Origin of the sequence: Caballeronia sp. J97, assembly GCF_905220305.1 — a bacterium.
In the GTDB taxonomy this organism is placed as follows: domain Bacteria; phylum Pseudomonadota; class Gammaproteobacteria; order Burkholderiales; family Burkholderiaceae; genus Caballeronia.
The window spans coordinates 253063-266245 of record NZ_CAJMZL010000005.1; the positions used below are offsets into that span (position 1 = coordinate 253063).

Below are 13183 nucleotides of genomic sequence, written 5' to 3' on the forward strand. Positions count from 1 at the left end.
TTCTATGAACTCGCTGCGCATCTACAACACGCTCGCTCGCGACAAGCAACCCTTCACGCCGCTTCGCGCCGGCGAGGTACGCATGTATGTCTGCGGAATGACGGTGTATGACTATTGTCACATCGGCCATGCGCGCGTGATGGTGGTGTTCGATATCGTGCAACGATGGCTGCGCGCGCTCGGCTATCAGGTCACGTACGTGCGCAACATCACGGACATCGACGACAAGATCATCCGCCGCGCGGTCGAGAACGGCGAGCCGATCAAGTCGCTCACGCATCGTTTCATCACGGCGATGCATGAAGACGCGGATGCGCTCGGCGTCGCGCGCCCGGATATCGAACCGCGCGCGACCGATTTCATCCCGCAGATGCTCGGCATGATCGATACGTTGCAGGCGAACGGCTACGCGTATCACGCAAAGGACGGCGACGTGAACTACGCGGTCCGCAAGTTCGCCGACTACGGCAAGCTTTCGGGCAAGTCGATCGAAGACTTGCGCGCGGGCGAGCGCGTCGCGGCGAACGACGCGAAGGAAGATCCGCTCGACTTCGTGCTGTGGAAGCAGGCGAAGGCCGACGAGCCCGCCGATTCGGGCTGGGACTCGAAGTGGGGGCGCGGGCGTCCGGGCTGGCACATCGAATGTTCCGCGATGGGCTGCACCTTGCTCGGCGAGCAGTTCGACATTCACGGCGGCGGCATGGATCTGCAGTTCCCGCACCACGAGAACGAGATCGCGCAGAGCGAAGGCGCGACCGGCAAGCAGTTCGTGAACTACTGGATGCACAACGGCTTCGTGCAGATCGACAGCGAGAAGATGTCGAAGTCGCTCGGCAACTTCTTCACGATCCGCGAAGTGCTTGAAAAATTTGATGCCGAAGTCGTGCGCTTCTTTATTGCGCGGGCACACTATCGGTCGCCGCTGAACTACAGCGATGTGCATATCGACGACGCGAAGAACGCGTTGACGCGCCTATATACGGCGTTGAAGGATGTCGAGCCGGACAATCAGCAACTTGACTGGAACGAAGCGAACGCGCAGCGTTTCCAGTCTGCGATGAACGACGACTTCAACACGCCGGTGGCCGTGTCGGTGTTGTTCGATCTCGCGAGCGAAGTGAACCGTACGCGCGATGCCGCGCTCGCTCGCCAGCTCAAGGGTCTCGCGGGCGTGCTCGGTCTGCTCGGGCGCGAGCCGCGTGCGTTCCTGCAGCAGGCGAGCGGCACGGGCTCGGAGCAGGGGCTCTCGCCGCAGGAGATCGAAGCGAAGATCGCCGAGCGCATCGCCGCGAAGCAGGCGAGGAACTATGCCGAAGCAGACCGGATTCGCGCTGAATTGCTCGAAGCCGGTATTGCGCTTGAAGACAAACCGGGTGGGTCGACCGAATGGCGCCGCGTTTGAGCGCGGACATTCGAACCCTCTGATCGACTCACCAGGCAGGAGGCAAGATGGCAACGGCCAGGAAGGCGCCGGTCAAGCGACCCGCGTCTGTCAGCGATGCGTCGGGCGCAACGAAGCGCACGCGCAGCGCACAAACGAAAGAGACCACGCAGAAGATCGATGGCGCAGGTGCAACGGGCGGCCGCAAAGCGGCGGTCAAGCGTGCCGGTGTCGGCGCAAAGCCGGCCAGAAGCGCCGTGCTCAAGGCGACGAAGCCCGAGGCGGCTGCACGTCTGAACGGCGTCGCGCGGACATCGAAGGCGGGCACGGAAGAAGCCGAAGCGTCGCCACCGAAGGGCAACGGTCGCGCGGTCGGCGGCGATGGCGCGAGCGCGCAGGCGCTCGTCGCGGAACGTGGCGAGGTCGTGCGCAAGTCGCGCGTCGTCACGTCCGACGCCGCGGTGCCGGTGCAGATCGGCGGTCTCACGCGTGAAGTCGCTCGTCCCGACTACTGGGATCGCGCGTGCGCGGATCTCATGAAACGCGATCGCATACTGAAGAAGCTGATCCCCAAGTTCGGCGAGATTCATCTCGTCAATCTCGGCGATCCGTTCTCGACACTCGCGCGCTCGGTTGCCGGTCAGCAGATCTCGGTGAAGGCGGCGCAGGCAATCTGGGAACGCGTGAAGGGCGCATGCCCGGAAGTCCACCCCGCGCACTTCATCAAGCTCGGCCATGAGAAGCTGCAGGCGTGTGGCTTGTCCAAACGCAAGGCCGAGTACATTCTCGATCTCGCGCAGCATTTCGAATCGGGTGCGCTGCATGTCGACGCATGGACGTCGATGGACGACGAAGCCGTGATCGCCGAGCTCACGCAGATTCGCGGCATCGGCCGATGGACCGCGGAGATGTTCCTCATCTTCAATCTGTCGCGCCCGGACGTTTTGCCGCTCGACGATCTCGGCCTGATTCAGGCGATCAGCGTCAACTATTTCAGCGGGGAGCCCGTGACGCGCAGCGAGGCACGCGAAGTGGCGGCCAACTGGGAGCCGTGGCGCACGGTGGCGACCTGGTATATGTGGCGCAGTCTCAATCCGATTCCGGCGGATCACTAGAATGCACGCGCGCGGGGCGCGCATCTCAGACGCGCAAGCGCGAGCTATCGTTGTCTTATAATCGATAGTTCCCGCGCGAATTTTTGAGGGACGGACGCGGTTAGAATACGCGCTGCCCGATGTTCCTAGGACTCGAACACATGAAGACCACGTTTCTGGATTTCGAGCAGCCGATCGCTGAACTCGAAGCGAAGATCGAAGAACTCCGCTTCGTTCAGGACGATTCCGCTGTCGATATTTCGGAAGAAATCGAGCGGCTGTCGAAGAAGAGCCAGCAGCTCACGAAAGATCTCTACGCGAATCTGTCGCCGTGGCAGGTATCGCAAATCGCGCGTCACCCGCAGCGTCCGTACACGCTCGACTATGTGAGCGAGCTTTTCACCGATTTCCACGAATTGCATGGCGACCGCGCGTTCGCCGACGACCTCGCGATCGTCGGCGGCTTTGCGCGCTTCAACGGCCAGCCGTGCATGGTGATCGGCCATCAGAAGGGCCGCGACACGAAGGAGCGCGCGCTGCGCAACTTCGGCATGCCGCGTCCTGAAGGCTATCGCAAGGCCGAGCGTCTGATGCGTACCGCCGAGAAATTCGGCTTGCCGATTTTCACCTTTGTCGATACGCCGGGCGCGTATCCGGGCATCGGCGCGGAAGAGCGTGGGCAGTCCGAGGCCATCGGCCGCAATCTGTACGTGATGGCCGAGCTCAAGACGCCGATCATCACGACGATCATCGGCGAAGGCGGTTCCGGCGGCGCGCTCGCGATCGCCGTCGCCGACACCGTGATGATGCTGCAGTTCTCCACTTACTCGGTCATCTCGCCGGAAGGCTGTGCGTCGATCCTTTGGAAGAGCGCGGCGAAAGCGCCGGAAGCGGCCGAGGCGCTCGGTCTCACGGCGCATCGCCTGAAGGCGCTCGGCCTCATCGACAAGATCGTGAACGAGCCGCTCGGCGGCGCGCATCGCGATCCGAAAGGCATGGCCGCGTTCCTGCGCCGCGCGCTTGCCGATTCCCTGCGCCAGTTCCAGGGCATGAGCGTCAACGACTTGCGCGAGCGCCGTTTCGACAAGCTGATGGCCTACGGCAAGTTCAAGGAATCGCTGCCGGGCGCGTAGTCCGGTCATCTTCGTCATCTCATCCCTCACGAAAGCTCGTGACTTCCGATAACGAAACCCCGGCCGGCCGCCTCGTGTTCGAGGCGGTGCGCGCGGCGGTTTCGGACGCGGAACTTCCCTCCGATTCGCTGTGTGCCGTCGCGCTGAGCGGCGGGCTCGACTCCACCGTATTGCTCGATGCCGCCGTGCACTGCTTCGGCGCGCGACGCGTCATCGCGCTGCACGTTCATCATGGTCTGAGCCCGAACGCCAACGCGTGGGCCGCGCATTGCGAGCGCTTCGCGGCGTCGCTCGACGTGCGCTACGCCGCGCGTCATGTCGATGTCGCGCGCGCGGGCGGCGAGAGTCTCGAAGCAGCGGCGCGCGACGCGCGCTACCGTGCCCTCGACGATCTCTGCGACGAGCACGGTGCGGCAGCGCTCCTGATCGCGCATCACGCCGACGATCAGGCCGAAACCGTGTTGCTGCAACTGTTGCGCGGCGCGGGCGTCGCGGGCCTCGCCGCGATGGCGCCGCAGCGCGCAGACGGCGCGGTGCCGCGTCTGCGCCCGCTTTTGAGATTGCTGCGCGCGCAACTGGAGCAATACGCGCACGAGCGCGACCTGAACTGGATCGACGACGAATCCAACGCGGACACGCGTTATTCACGCAACGCGCTGCGCCATGACGTGCTGCCCATGCTCGCGGTGCATTTTCCCGGGTTCCGCGATGCGCTCGCGCGCACGGCTTCGCATGCCGCGTCGGCGCAGCGGCTTCTGGACCAGCTCGCGCAGATCGATCTGGCGCGCCTGCAAAGCGCGGACGAAGAGGGCGCGCTCACGCTCGATGCATTCCTCACACTCGACGACGAACGCGCGATCAACGCAATGCGTTTCTGGATTCGCGCGCGCGGCCTGTTGGCGGCATCGACGGCGCGCATCGCCGACATGCTGCGCCAGGTGCGCGATGCCGCCAGCGCGCGCGATGGCCACGCGCTGCGCGTCGATCATGCCGGGCATTGCCTGCGCGTGTATCGCAATCTGCTGTTCTGGGAACCGGGCGATAGCGGCGATGCGCCCGATCTCGACGAAGGCGCGCCCGCGCTCAAGGCGGCGGTCGAGTTGCACTGGCAGGGCGATGAAGTGTGGCGTCTGCCGCAATGGCGCGGCTCGTTCGTGTTCGAGCCCGTCGATGCTGCCGCTGAGGACGTCGTCGGGGAGGGCGTGCTGCGCGCCGCGCCGCTCGTCGCGCGCTCCCGCGCGGGCGGCGAGCGCATGCGCGTCGCGGCCGAGGCGCCGAGCCGCACCCTCAAGAACCTGTTTCAGGAACACGGCGTGCCGTCCTGGAAGCGCGATGTGCCGCTGCTGTTCATCGGCGAGGCGCTGCTTTTCGTCCCGCATGTGGGCGTGAACCGCGAAGCCGCGCCGAACGCGTCGCATGGCCCGTTGCGCCGCATTTCGTGGCGGCCGGATCTTTTGCTCGCGTAGGCCGGCTTCGGCGGACGTTGCGCCGAAGCCGGTAAAATCGCCGTCACGGGCGCTTCATCTTGTAATTTCACCCTCGATCGGGTACGGTAACTCGTTTTCGCCCAAGCGCGTTTTTGCGCGGCATCTCCGTTCAAAAGACTCGATTTCGCCCGCAACCACGCATCCGTGCGCCGCGTACAACCCTCTGTGCGAGCGCGCGACGGGCGTGCGGCAGCGCCCGCGTATCGTAGCCGGCTTCGACATCCCCTGAAGCGACCGAGCACGAGTCTCTAGCGCTGCGCATTGAGCGCGTGAAGCGCGGTTTTCCCTCCAGTTCAGAACGCAAATGGCACTCATCGTACACAAATACGGCGGCACCTCGATGGGCTCGGTCGAGCGCATCAAGAACGTCGCCAAGCGCGTCGCCAAATGGCACAAGGCCGGCCACAAGATGGTCGTCGTGCCCTCGGCGATGTCCGGCGAAACCAATCGCCTGCTCGGCCTCGCGAGAGACATCAAGGCCGACCCGGACCCGCGCGAGCTCGACATGATTGCCTCCACGGGCGAGCAGGTGAGCGTGGGCCTCCTGGCCATCGCGCTGCACGCCGAAGGCCTCGAAGCCGTCAGTTATGCCGGCTGGCAAGTGCCGATCAAGACGGACAGCGCGTTCACGAAGGCGCGCATCAGCGAGATCGACGGCGAGCGCGTGCTGAAGGACCTCGACGCGGGCAGGGTCGTGGTCATCACGGGCTTTCAGGGTGTCGATCCGGAAGGCCATATCGCGACGCTCGGACGCGGCGGCTCGGATACGTCGGCGGTTGCGATCGCGGCGGCGATGAAGGCAGACGAGTGCCTGATCTATACGGACGTCGACGGCGTCTACACGACCGACCCGCGCGTCGTCGAAGAAGCGCGCCGGCTCGATCGCGTGACCTTCGAGGAAATGCTGGAAATGGCGAGCCTCGGCTCGAAGGTGCTGCAGATTCGCTCGGTCGAGTTTGCGGGCAAGTATCAGGTGAAGACGCGCGTGCTCTCGAGCCTGACCGATCCGCTGATGCCGCTCGCCGACGAGATGCACTCCGGCACCCTGATTACTTTTGAAGAAGACGAGAACATGGAAAAAGCAGTGATTTCTGGCATCGCGTTCCAGCGCGACGAAGCGCGCATCGCGGTCATGGGCGTGCCCGACAAGCCGGGCGTCGCGTATCAGATTCTCGGGCCGGTCGCCGATGCGAACATCGACATCGACATGATCATCCAGAACCAGAGCGTGAACGGCAAGACCGATTTCACGTTCACGGTCGGCCGCGGCGACTACCAGCGCGCGCTCGAAATCCTGAATAACCAGGTGAAGGGTCACGTTCAGGCCGAAACCGTGCTGGGCGACCCGAAGGTGTCGAAGGTGTCGGTGGTGGGCGTCGGCATGCGTTCGCACGTGGGCATCGCGAGCACGATGTTCCGCACGCTGTCGGAAGAGGGCATCAACATCCAGATGATCTCGACGTCCGAAATCAAGATCTCGGTGCTGATCGACGAGAAGTACACCGAGCTCGCCGTGCGCGCGCTGCACAAGGCGTTCGAGCTGGATCGCGCGTAAGTTCGTGACGCGGATGCGAAGGCTCGCGGACGAGTTCACGTCCTTCGCACCGTTGCGGATCGCGAAGCAGGTGATTCCATATTGGCTGTTTTGAAAAAAATCGTCATGTGAATTTGACCCGAGCCTGCGAACAGGCTATTATCTCGATCTCGTTGCACTGCACTCCCGGTGCAACGAAAAGTTTGGGAGACGTGGCCGAGAGGTCGAAGGCACTCCCCTGCTAAGGGAGCATCTGGCTAAAAACTGGATCGAGGGTTCGAATCCCTCCGTCTCCGCCAGTTGTCGTAGAAAGGCCCCGCAAGGTTAAAAACTTGCGGGGCTTTTTCTTTTGGCGTTCAAATTTGCCCACGTGATCGTGCATTAATTCGTCATCCTGCACGAAGTGTCCGTGACAAAAGGCAACTTCTCTTTAAGACATTCCCGATTTCGATGATGACCGTAGATCACTAATCTCGCGGTTTGCTTGCCTGTGCGCAAGCAGAGAGCAACGCAACGCAAGTGTTCGTTGTCCCGATTTACAGTCGTTGCACGGTTGCGCCGGCGCCTTCGGGCAATGACTTCTCACGGTTCAGTTCAGTTATGGCAAGTCTCAGGAAGTTCATTGCTCCGGCGCTTTTGACGTTGTTTTGCACTGCGCAGGCGCATTCGGAAGCGCTCGATCCGACGCTTCTCAAATTGATGGGTGTACAAGGTCCGCATAGCCAGTTCGCAGGTCCCTATGTGGGCGCCAAGTTCGGCGTCAACTGGTCGGACATCACGGGTCCGAATCCGAAATCCACGCATACGACCTTCTTTCCCGGCATCGTGGCCGGCGTGAACTATGACGTCGACCGTTTCGTGGTCGGTGTCGAAGGTTTCATGGATTTCCATGGCGGCTCGACGACCAAGAAGGACGGCGGCATCGACCTGAAGATCGGCATCCCCGTCAACGGGAACATCATGCCGTACGCACGCGTCGGCTTCACGGGCACGTGGCCCGATGCGCGTCTGCATTACGGCGGCGGCGTCGAATACAAGTTCGCGAAGAACTGGAGCGTGGCCGGCGAGTACACCGGCGATTCGGCGAGCTACCAGGGCGGCCATCGTCGCAACGACAGCCTGACCGTGGGCGTGCATTACTACTTCTTCTGATTCTTCTCGCGCCGATGCGCGGGCGTTCCGACGCCCGCGCATCGCGCTCAGGCCGGCGTCACTTTCCCGACGCGATCCGATCCTCGATATGCTTCGCGCGCGCCGGCGACGCCGGATGCGAGCTCAGCATGCTCGACTTGCCGCCGTCGATGGTCGCGAGTTTCTGGAACGCGGTGACGAGACCCTTCGGGTCGTAGCCTTTCTTCTTCTGCGTGTCGAACGAGTAATCGTCGGCGGCCGTTTCCTGCGATTGCGAGAACTGCGCGTTGACGAACTTTTCCGACAGATCGCCGATCTGCGACCCCGACAAGCTTCCGACTACGCCACCCGCCGACGACGCCACCGTGCGCGCCGCCGATGTTGCGTAGGCGACCTGCATCGCCTTTTTGGTGTGCCCGAGCGCGACGTGGCCCATTTCGTGGCCGACGACGCCGCGCACTTCGTCGTCGTTCATCAGGTCCATGAGGCCGCTGTAGACACGCACGCAGCCGTTCGCCATCGCCCACGCGTTGACGTCCTTCGTCAGATAAACCTTGTAGTTGACGGGCACGCCGTTGATGTTGTCGCCGAGCTGCTTCGAAATCTTGTTCAGGCGCTGCGTGTACGGACTGTTGGCCGGCGCGATCTGGTTTTCCTTGTCGAGTTCGGCGCACGACTTGTCGGACAGCGTGCGGACGTCGGAATCGCTGAGCGAGAGCGCCTGGGTCGCCAGTTGCCCGGACTGCATAAGTTGCGTCGGATCCATGCTTCCCATGCTGCTGCACGACGCAAGTGTGACCACGGCGGAAGCCGCCAGCGCGATGCGGAAGATCGTCATAGTTTTGCCTTTCGAATGTCGTTATGGTTGTCGCCGCGCGAAAATGCGCGGGCGCAGCGAAATGCTAATGACAGTCGACTTGTAAGCTAGCCGAAAATTCCGATTTTGTCGGCAAAAGCGATGGAAACGCCAGCGCGAAACGTGCATCAGTCGCGCGCGCGAAGCGAATCAATCCTGCGCGCGGCGGCATGCGGAGCGCACGCGAGCCGCCACGGAGGCGACCGGCGATGCGTCCATCGCGATCGACGCGGCATCCGGCAAGGCTTCGGCCGCAAGCGGAGTGAGCGTCTGTCCCGGCGGCATCTCGACGAACACCTTCGCACCGAGCTCGGAGAGCGCGATGGTCGAATCGTGCCAGCGCACCGGATAGCGCAGATTGGTGGCGAGGTCTTCGCGGATGGCGTCGGCACGGCGCAGCACGCGCGCGCCGCGATTGCCGACATAGGCGATGCGCGGCGTCTCGATCCGCACGTTGGCCGCCGCGTCGATCAGTCGTTCGGCGGCGCTTTGCAGCAGCACGCAGTGCGACGGCACGCTCACGCACAGCCGCTCGGCACGGCGGGCGCCGCGCGACAGCACGATGTCGCGAACCTTCGCGAGCGCGGCATCGCTGCCCGATATGACGATCTGACGCGGCGCGTTCAGATTGCCGATATAGGCATCGGCGCCGCTGTCGGCAATCGCGCGGGCGATCTCGCTTTCGTTGAGCCCGAGCACGGCGAGCATGCCGTAGCCGCGCGGCCAGGCTTCTTCCATCAGTTCGGCGCGCAGGCGCACGAGCTCGAGCGCATCGTCGAAGGCGAGCGCGCCGCATACGACCGCCGCGCCATACGCGCCCACCGACAGGCCCGCGACGGCTTGCGGCTCGATGCCCGAATCGGCGAGCGCGCGCGCCGCGGCTACGCCCGCGACGACGAGCGTGAGTTGCACCGCGACGGTCGATTTCAGCGCATCGGCGCCATCGAGTTCGAGGACGTTTGCTCCGAGCAGATCGGACGCTTCGCCGAGTGTGCGGACGATCGCCGGATGCGGCTCGCCGCCGCCGAGCCGGTGCAGGAAGCCCGGCGTTTGCGCGCCCTGTCCGGGAAAGAGATACGCGATCATGCGGCCGCCCACGGATCGGCGACGAGACGCGGGCCGTCAGTGTGCCGCAGCATCACACGGAGACTGGCGCGCGCGAATTCGGCGAGCGAGAAGGCAGCGTCGGGCGTTTCGATCTGCACGTCGATGTGCGCGCCTTCCTGTTGCGCGGCGCGAGAAAGCGCGTCGAAGAGCGACGATGCGGTTTCGCGCGGCAACGGCGTCGGCGCGCGCACGACGATATCGAGGTCGCTGTCGCGCGTGATCGTCGGCATCGCGCTCGCCAGTTCGAATCCCGCGCTGCCGGCCGGCCCCCAGTCGAGGCCGCATCCGTCGATGATCGCTCTGACCGCGCGCAGCAACGCGAAAGCGGGCAGGTCGCGGCGCGCGGCATCGGGCTCGCGCGCGCACAGATCTTCGGGCGTGAGCATCGCGCTGATCCGGCGCGGTTCGAGCCAGGTGCCGAAGCGTTCGGCCCGCGTCATGCCGCGCACGCCGACCGCGATCGCATCGCCGATGCGAGGCGCGCGCCGCACGACGACGAACGGCGCGCGCGCGATCGACGCGGCGACCCATGCGGGCGCATCGGCCAGAGGCGGCGCGTCGGGCGCGACGCGCAGCAGATCGTGCGGACGCGGCGCGCGCTGCATCACGCGCTCCACTGCTCGCGCATGCGCCTGCGCACTTCGATCGACGCGGCGCGCGTGCGTTGCGCATCGGCGGAGGCGAGACGGTTCGACAGATCGCGTGGACCGTTGCGCGCATCCTTCACCGCCGCCGCGAGCGACGCCTTCACGCGCTCGATGTCGGCGGAAGAGGGCGCGTCGGCGTCGACTCCGTCGATCAGTTCGTGCAGCAAGCCGAGCTTCGCATACGTGCTCATCTTGTACGACATCGGCAAGACCGTGTCGCCGAGCGCGTCGAGACTCTCGACGCTGCGACGCGTGACGCGCGCGGCGGCTTCCTTGCCCATTGCGTGCACGGCGGTGCCGGGCGCATCGAGCGCGACGATGCGGTTCGCCTGATAGCCGTGCGCGAGATACGCACCCGACATCGCCGGCCCGACGATCAGCGCGATCACCGGATGACCCGCGAGTCGCGCGCTCGCATAGGCGTCGACGGCCGCGGCGCAGGCGAGATGAATGCCGAGCAGTTCCTCGCGACGTCCGTATGCCTGACTCTTCACGTCGACCACGGCGATGATCGGCCGCTTCACATCGGCGTCGCGATCGGCGTCGGTCGCACGGCGCACGGCGCGCGCGAGCAGCCAGCCTTGCTCGAGTCCGACGACGTTGTCCGTCGCGCGGGGAAAGCGGTTCTGCGGATCGGGAACGACGGCGAAGAAGCTGGCGCGCTCGCCGCCGATCTGACCGTCGCGGGCGCGGATCGGACCGCTGTCGGCCGGCGCGGCATTCGAAGTCAGCGCGTCGAGCCAGCGCGCGCCACGGGAGAGTATGTCGGTCATGATGTGCCCCACAGTTTGCGCAGTGTGTCGGGATCGATGGCGTCGGGGTTCACGTCCGCGAGCCTCGCGATGAAGCCGTCCACATTCTCGCTGCGATGCCGCGCCGGCACGCCGCGCTCGAACGCGGCGAGCACCGCGTCGCGGACCTGGTCGGTATCGTCTTCGACGAGCGTGTCCGCGAGACCCACCGCGACGCGCTCCTCGCCGCCGATCATCGACCAGATGAGACGGCGGTCGCCCGAATCGAGTTCTTCGATGCCCGCTTCCTGCTCGATCACTTCCGGCCCGTTCATGCCGAGGCGCGCCTGACGCGTCATCACGAGCTCGCTGCAGAGCGCGGCGGCGAGCGACATGCCGCCGAAGCAGCCGACCATTCCGCCGATCACGCCGACCACGGGCACATGCCGCCGCAGCGCGACGATCGCCGCCTGAATCTCCGCGATGACGGCGAGACCGAGATTCGCTTCCTGCAGACGCACGCCGCCGGTTTCGAACAGGACGACGGGACGGATTGCGCGTCCGGCTTCGAATTCGCCCAGCGCGAGTTCGAGCGCCGCCGCGATCTTCGCGCCCGATACTTCGCCGATGCTGCCGCCCTGGAACGCCGGCTCGATGGCCGCGATCACCGCGGGCTCGCCGCCGAGCGTGCCGCGCGCGATGACCGCGCCGTCGTCTGACTGGCAAACGATGTTCTGCATCGCGAGCCACGGCGATTCGATGCGATCGAACGGGCCGAGCAGTTCGCGGAATGTGCCGCGATCGAGCAGCGCCTGCGCGCGCTCGCGTGCCGTCAGTTCGATGAAGCTGTGCCGCGCGAGGAACGTGTCGTGTGCGTTCATGGCGTGTCTCCTTCGCTCGCCTCGACGGCTTCGTTGAGGCGGAGCATGACGACGCCGGGCGTCGCGCCGAAATCGTTCAGCTCGAATTTCGCCGCGCCGTCGTAGCGCTGGAAGAAGCGGTCGAGCACGCTCTTCCATACGTGACCGTAACCATCGACGCTCGTGCGGATGACCACTTCCGCATTCGCGCCCGTCGATGGCGAGAGCAGCACTTCGAGATCGCCCGAGCCGACCACGCCCACGTGCGCGCGGCGCGTGACGGTCCGTTTGGCGGGATATTCGTATCGCATGTTTTCCATCGTTCGTTCCTCTTCGATGGGCCTTAAACAAGGCGCCTGAGACTGTCGAGAAAGAGAGTCGCCGCGAGCAGATCGGCGGCGCCGCCGGGCGATGCGTTCAGCGCCAGCAATTCGGCGTCGAGTCGCATCAGCGCGGCGCGTCCTTCCTGCGTGCCCGCGCCGCCGCGATTCATCACCTGCTTCGCGCCGCGTCGGGCCGCGTGGAGCGCGTCCAGTCCGCCGCGATGCAAGAGGCATGTGTCGTCCAGCGACGCGATGATCGCGATGAGCGCATCGAGGCGCGCGTCGGATTCGGTGAGACCGCGCATGCGCGCGCCGTCGAGCGCGATCAGTCCGACCCGCCGCGCATGCGGAAATCCATCGCGCGCTTCGCCGCGCGCGCCCGATACGCGATAGCGTTCGGCGACGCGCGCGCCGTGGCTTGCCGACGATGCCGCCGGCGCATAGCGATCTTCGAAACGCGCGATTTTCGCCGCGGAGATGCAGATCGCTTCGGTCTCGTCGGGCGCATGCATCGCCGCGCCCGCGCACAGCAGACCGACGATCCAGATCGCGCCGCGATGGGCATTGCTGCCGTCGGTCGCGCGCATCATCGCGGCTTCGCCTTCGCGGCCGATGCGCGCCAGCTGCTCGCGCAAGACTTGCGATGGCGCGGCATGTGACGCCGCGCGCGCAATCGCGAGAAAGGTCGGATGCAATGCATGCGCGGAACGCAGCATCGTGTCCAGATCGAGATCGCGATGCGCGCCGCTGCCGCGCTCATCGACGAGCGCGGGCTTCGGCGTGAGGCGCGCCTCGGCGATCAGCGCATCGACGGCGTGGGCGGCGATCATCGACGGCGATGGGACGCATGCTTCGATGCCGCGCCGCAAGAGGGGCTGGGCCGCTGTCATGCTCGTCAT

13 protein-coding genes and 1 tRNA gene are annotated in these 13183 nt (G+C 65.2%); 7 read left to right on the forward strand and 7 right to left on the reverse strand.

Translation table 11 applies throughout. The features are described 5' to 3' along the window. The first annotated feature begins 4 nt into the window (after positions 1 to 4). From cysS to U4Y90_RS10930, 7 genes are all read left to right on the forward strand, one after another. A complete protein-coding gene (cysS, locus tag U4Y90_RS10900; RefSeq protein ID WP_321794563.1) occupies positions 5 to 1402 on the forward strand; it encodes a cysteine--tRNA ligase in 1398 nt (465 codons plus the stop codon). 47 nt (positions 1403 to 1449) lie between these two features. Continuing rightward, entirely contained in the window at positions 1450 to 2496 is a 1047-nt protein-coding gene (locus U4Y90_RS10905; RefSeq protein ID WP_321794564.1) for a DNA repair protein, read from the forward strand. A 140-nt stretch (positions 2497 to 2636) separates the two neighbouring features. After that, positions 2637 to 3608, forward strand: a complete 972-nt coding sequence (locus tag U4Y90_RS10910; RefSeq protein WP_321794565.1) for an acetyl-CoA carboxylase carboxyltransferase subunit alpha — start codon at positions 2637 to 2639, stop codon at positions 3606 to 3608. A gap of 38 nt (positions 3609 to 3646) precedes the next feature. Further along, a complete protein-coding gene (gene tilS, locus U4Y90_RS10915) occupies positions 3647 to 5074 on the forward strand; it encodes a tRNA lysidine(34) synthetase TilS (RefSeq protein ID WP_321794566.1) in 1428 nt (475 codons plus the stop codon). Between the two features lie 325 nt (positions 5075 to 5399). After that, the gene (locus U4Y90_RS10920; protein ID WP_321794567.1) at positions 5400 to 6650 is read left to right on the forward strand and encodes an aspartate kinase; all 1251 of its coding nucleotides are present in this window, start codon (positions 5400 to 5402) and stop codon (positions 6648 to 6650) included. Between the two features lie 185 nt (positions 6651 to 6835). Beyond that, a tRNA-Ser gene (locus U4Y90_RS10925) sits at positions 6836 to 6928 on the forward strand. A gap of 301 nt (positions 6929 to 7229) precedes the next feature. Beyond that, entirely contained in the window at positions 7230 to 7781 is a 552-nt protein-coding gene (locus tag U4Y90_RS10930) for a porin family protein (protein WP_321794568.1), read from the forward strand. Between the two features lie 58 nt (positions 7782 to 7839). On the opposite strand, the gene U4Y90_RS10935 is transcribed toward U4Y90_RS10930, so the two are convergent. The 7 genes from U4Y90_RS10935 to U4Y90_RS10965 form a co-directional block, all read right to left on the reverse strand. Further along, the gene (locus U4Y90_RS10935) at positions 7840 to 8598 is read right to left on the reverse strand and encodes a M48 family metallopeptidase (RefSeq protein WP_321794569.1); all 759 of its coding nucleotides are present in this window, start codon (positions 8596 to 8598) and stop codon (positions 7840 to 7842) included. 168 nt (positions 8599 to 8766) lie between these two features. Continuing rightward, entirely contained in the window at positions 8767 to 9702 is a 936-nt protein-coding gene (gene mdcH / locus U4Y90_RS10940; protein ID WP_321794570.1) for a malonate decarboxylase subunit epsilon, read from the reverse strand. Continuing rightward, positions 9699 to 10328: a malonate decarboxylase holo-ACP synthase gene (locus U4Y90_RS10945; RefSeq protein ID WP_321794571.1), complete on the reverse strand. Its 630-nt coding sequence runs from the start codon at positions 10326 to 10328 to the stop codon at positions 9699 to 9701. Before U4Y90_RS10945 ends, mdcH begins: the two co-directional genes overlap by 4 nt. Beyond that, complete coding sequence (gene mdcE / locus U4Y90_RS10950) at positions 10328 to 11143, reverse strand: biotin-independent malonate decarboxylase subunit gamma (protein ID WP_321794572.1); 816 nt, start codon at positions 11141 to 11143, stop codon at positions 10328 to 10330. The genes U4Y90_RS10945 and mdcE overlap by 1 nt, the downstream gene beginning before the upstream one ends. Continuing rightward, positions 11140 to 11982 carry a biotin-independent malonate decarboxylase subunit beta gene (locus U4Y90_RS10955; RefSeq protein WP_321794573.1) on the reverse strand — a complete coding sequence of 281 codons (843 nt, stop codon included), beginning with the start codon at positions 11980 to 11982 and terminating at the stop codon, positions 11140 to 11142. The genes mdcE and U4Y90_RS10955 overlap by 4 nt, the downstream gene beginning before the upstream one ends. Next, positions 11979 to 12281 carry a malonate decarboxylase subunit delta gene (locus U4Y90_RS10960; RefSeq protein WP_321794574.1) on the reverse strand — a complete coding sequence of 101 codons (303 nt, stop codon included), beginning with the start codon at positions 12279 to 12281 and terminating at the stop codon, positions 11979 to 11981. The genes U4Y90_RS10955 and U4Y90_RS10960 overlap by 4 nt, the downstream gene beginning before the upstream one ends. A gap of 23 nt (positions 12282 to 12304) precedes the next feature. Continuing rightward, entirely contained in the window at positions 12305 to 13183 is an 879-nt protein-coding gene (locus U4Y90_RS10965; protein ID WP_415749324.1) for a triphosphoribosyl-dephospho-CoA synthase, read from the reverse strand.

What these genes read in the sequence shown, in the direction of transcription:
- cysS (WP_321794563.1), top strand. Translation starts at nt 5, where the DNA reads ATGAACTCGCTGCGCATCTACAACACGCTCGCTCGCGACAAGCAACCC.
- U4Y90_RS10905 (WP_321794564.1), top strand. Translation starts at nt 1,450, where the DNA reads ATGGCAACGGCCAGGAAGGCGCCGGTCAAGCGACCCGCGTCTGTCAGC.
- U4Y90_RS10910 (WP_321794565.1), top strand. Translation starts at nt 2,637, where the DNA reads ATGAAGACCACGTTTCTGGATTTCGAGCAGCCGATCGCTGAACTCGAA.
- U4Y90_RS10920 (WP_321794567.1), top strand. Translation starts at nt 5,400, where the DNA reads ATGGCACTCATCGTACACAAATACGGCGGCACCTCGATGGGCTCGGTC.
- U4Y90_RS10930 (WP_321794568.1), top strand. Translation starts at nt 7,230, where the DNA reads ATGGCAAGTCTCAGGAAGTTCATTGCTCCGGCGCTTTTGACGTTGTTT.
- U4Y90_RS10935 (WP_321794569.1), bottom strand. Translation starts at nt 8,598, where the DNA reads ATGACGATCTTCCGCATCGCGCTGGCGGCTTCCGCCGTGGTCACACTT.
- mdcH (WP_321794570.1), bottom strand. Translation starts at nt 9,702, where the DNA reads ATGATCGCGTATCTCTTTCCCGGACAGGGCGCGCAAACGCCGGGCTTC.
- U4Y90_RS10945 (WP_321794571.1), bottom strand. Translation starts at nt 10,328, where the DNA reads ATGCAGCGCGCGCCGCGTCCGCACGATCTGCTGCGCGTCGCGCCCGAC.
- mdcE (WP_321794572.1), bottom strand. Translation starts at nt 11,143, where the DNA reads ATGACCGACATACTCTCCCGTGGCGCGCGCTGGCTCGACGCGCTGACT.
- U4Y90_RS10955 (WP_321794573.1), bottom strand. Translation starts at nt 11,982, where the DNA reads ATGAACGCACACGACACGTTCCTCGCGCGGCACAGCTTCATCGAACTG.
- U4Y90_RS10960 (WP_321794574.1), bottom strand. Translation starts at nt 12,281, where the DNA reads ATGGAAAACATGCGATACGAATATCCCGCCAAACGGACCGTCACGCGC.
- U4Y90_RS10965 (WP_415749324.1), bottom strand. Translation starts at nt 13,183, where the DNA reads ATGACGAGCATGACAGCGGCCCAGCCCCTCTTGCGGCGCGGCATCGAA.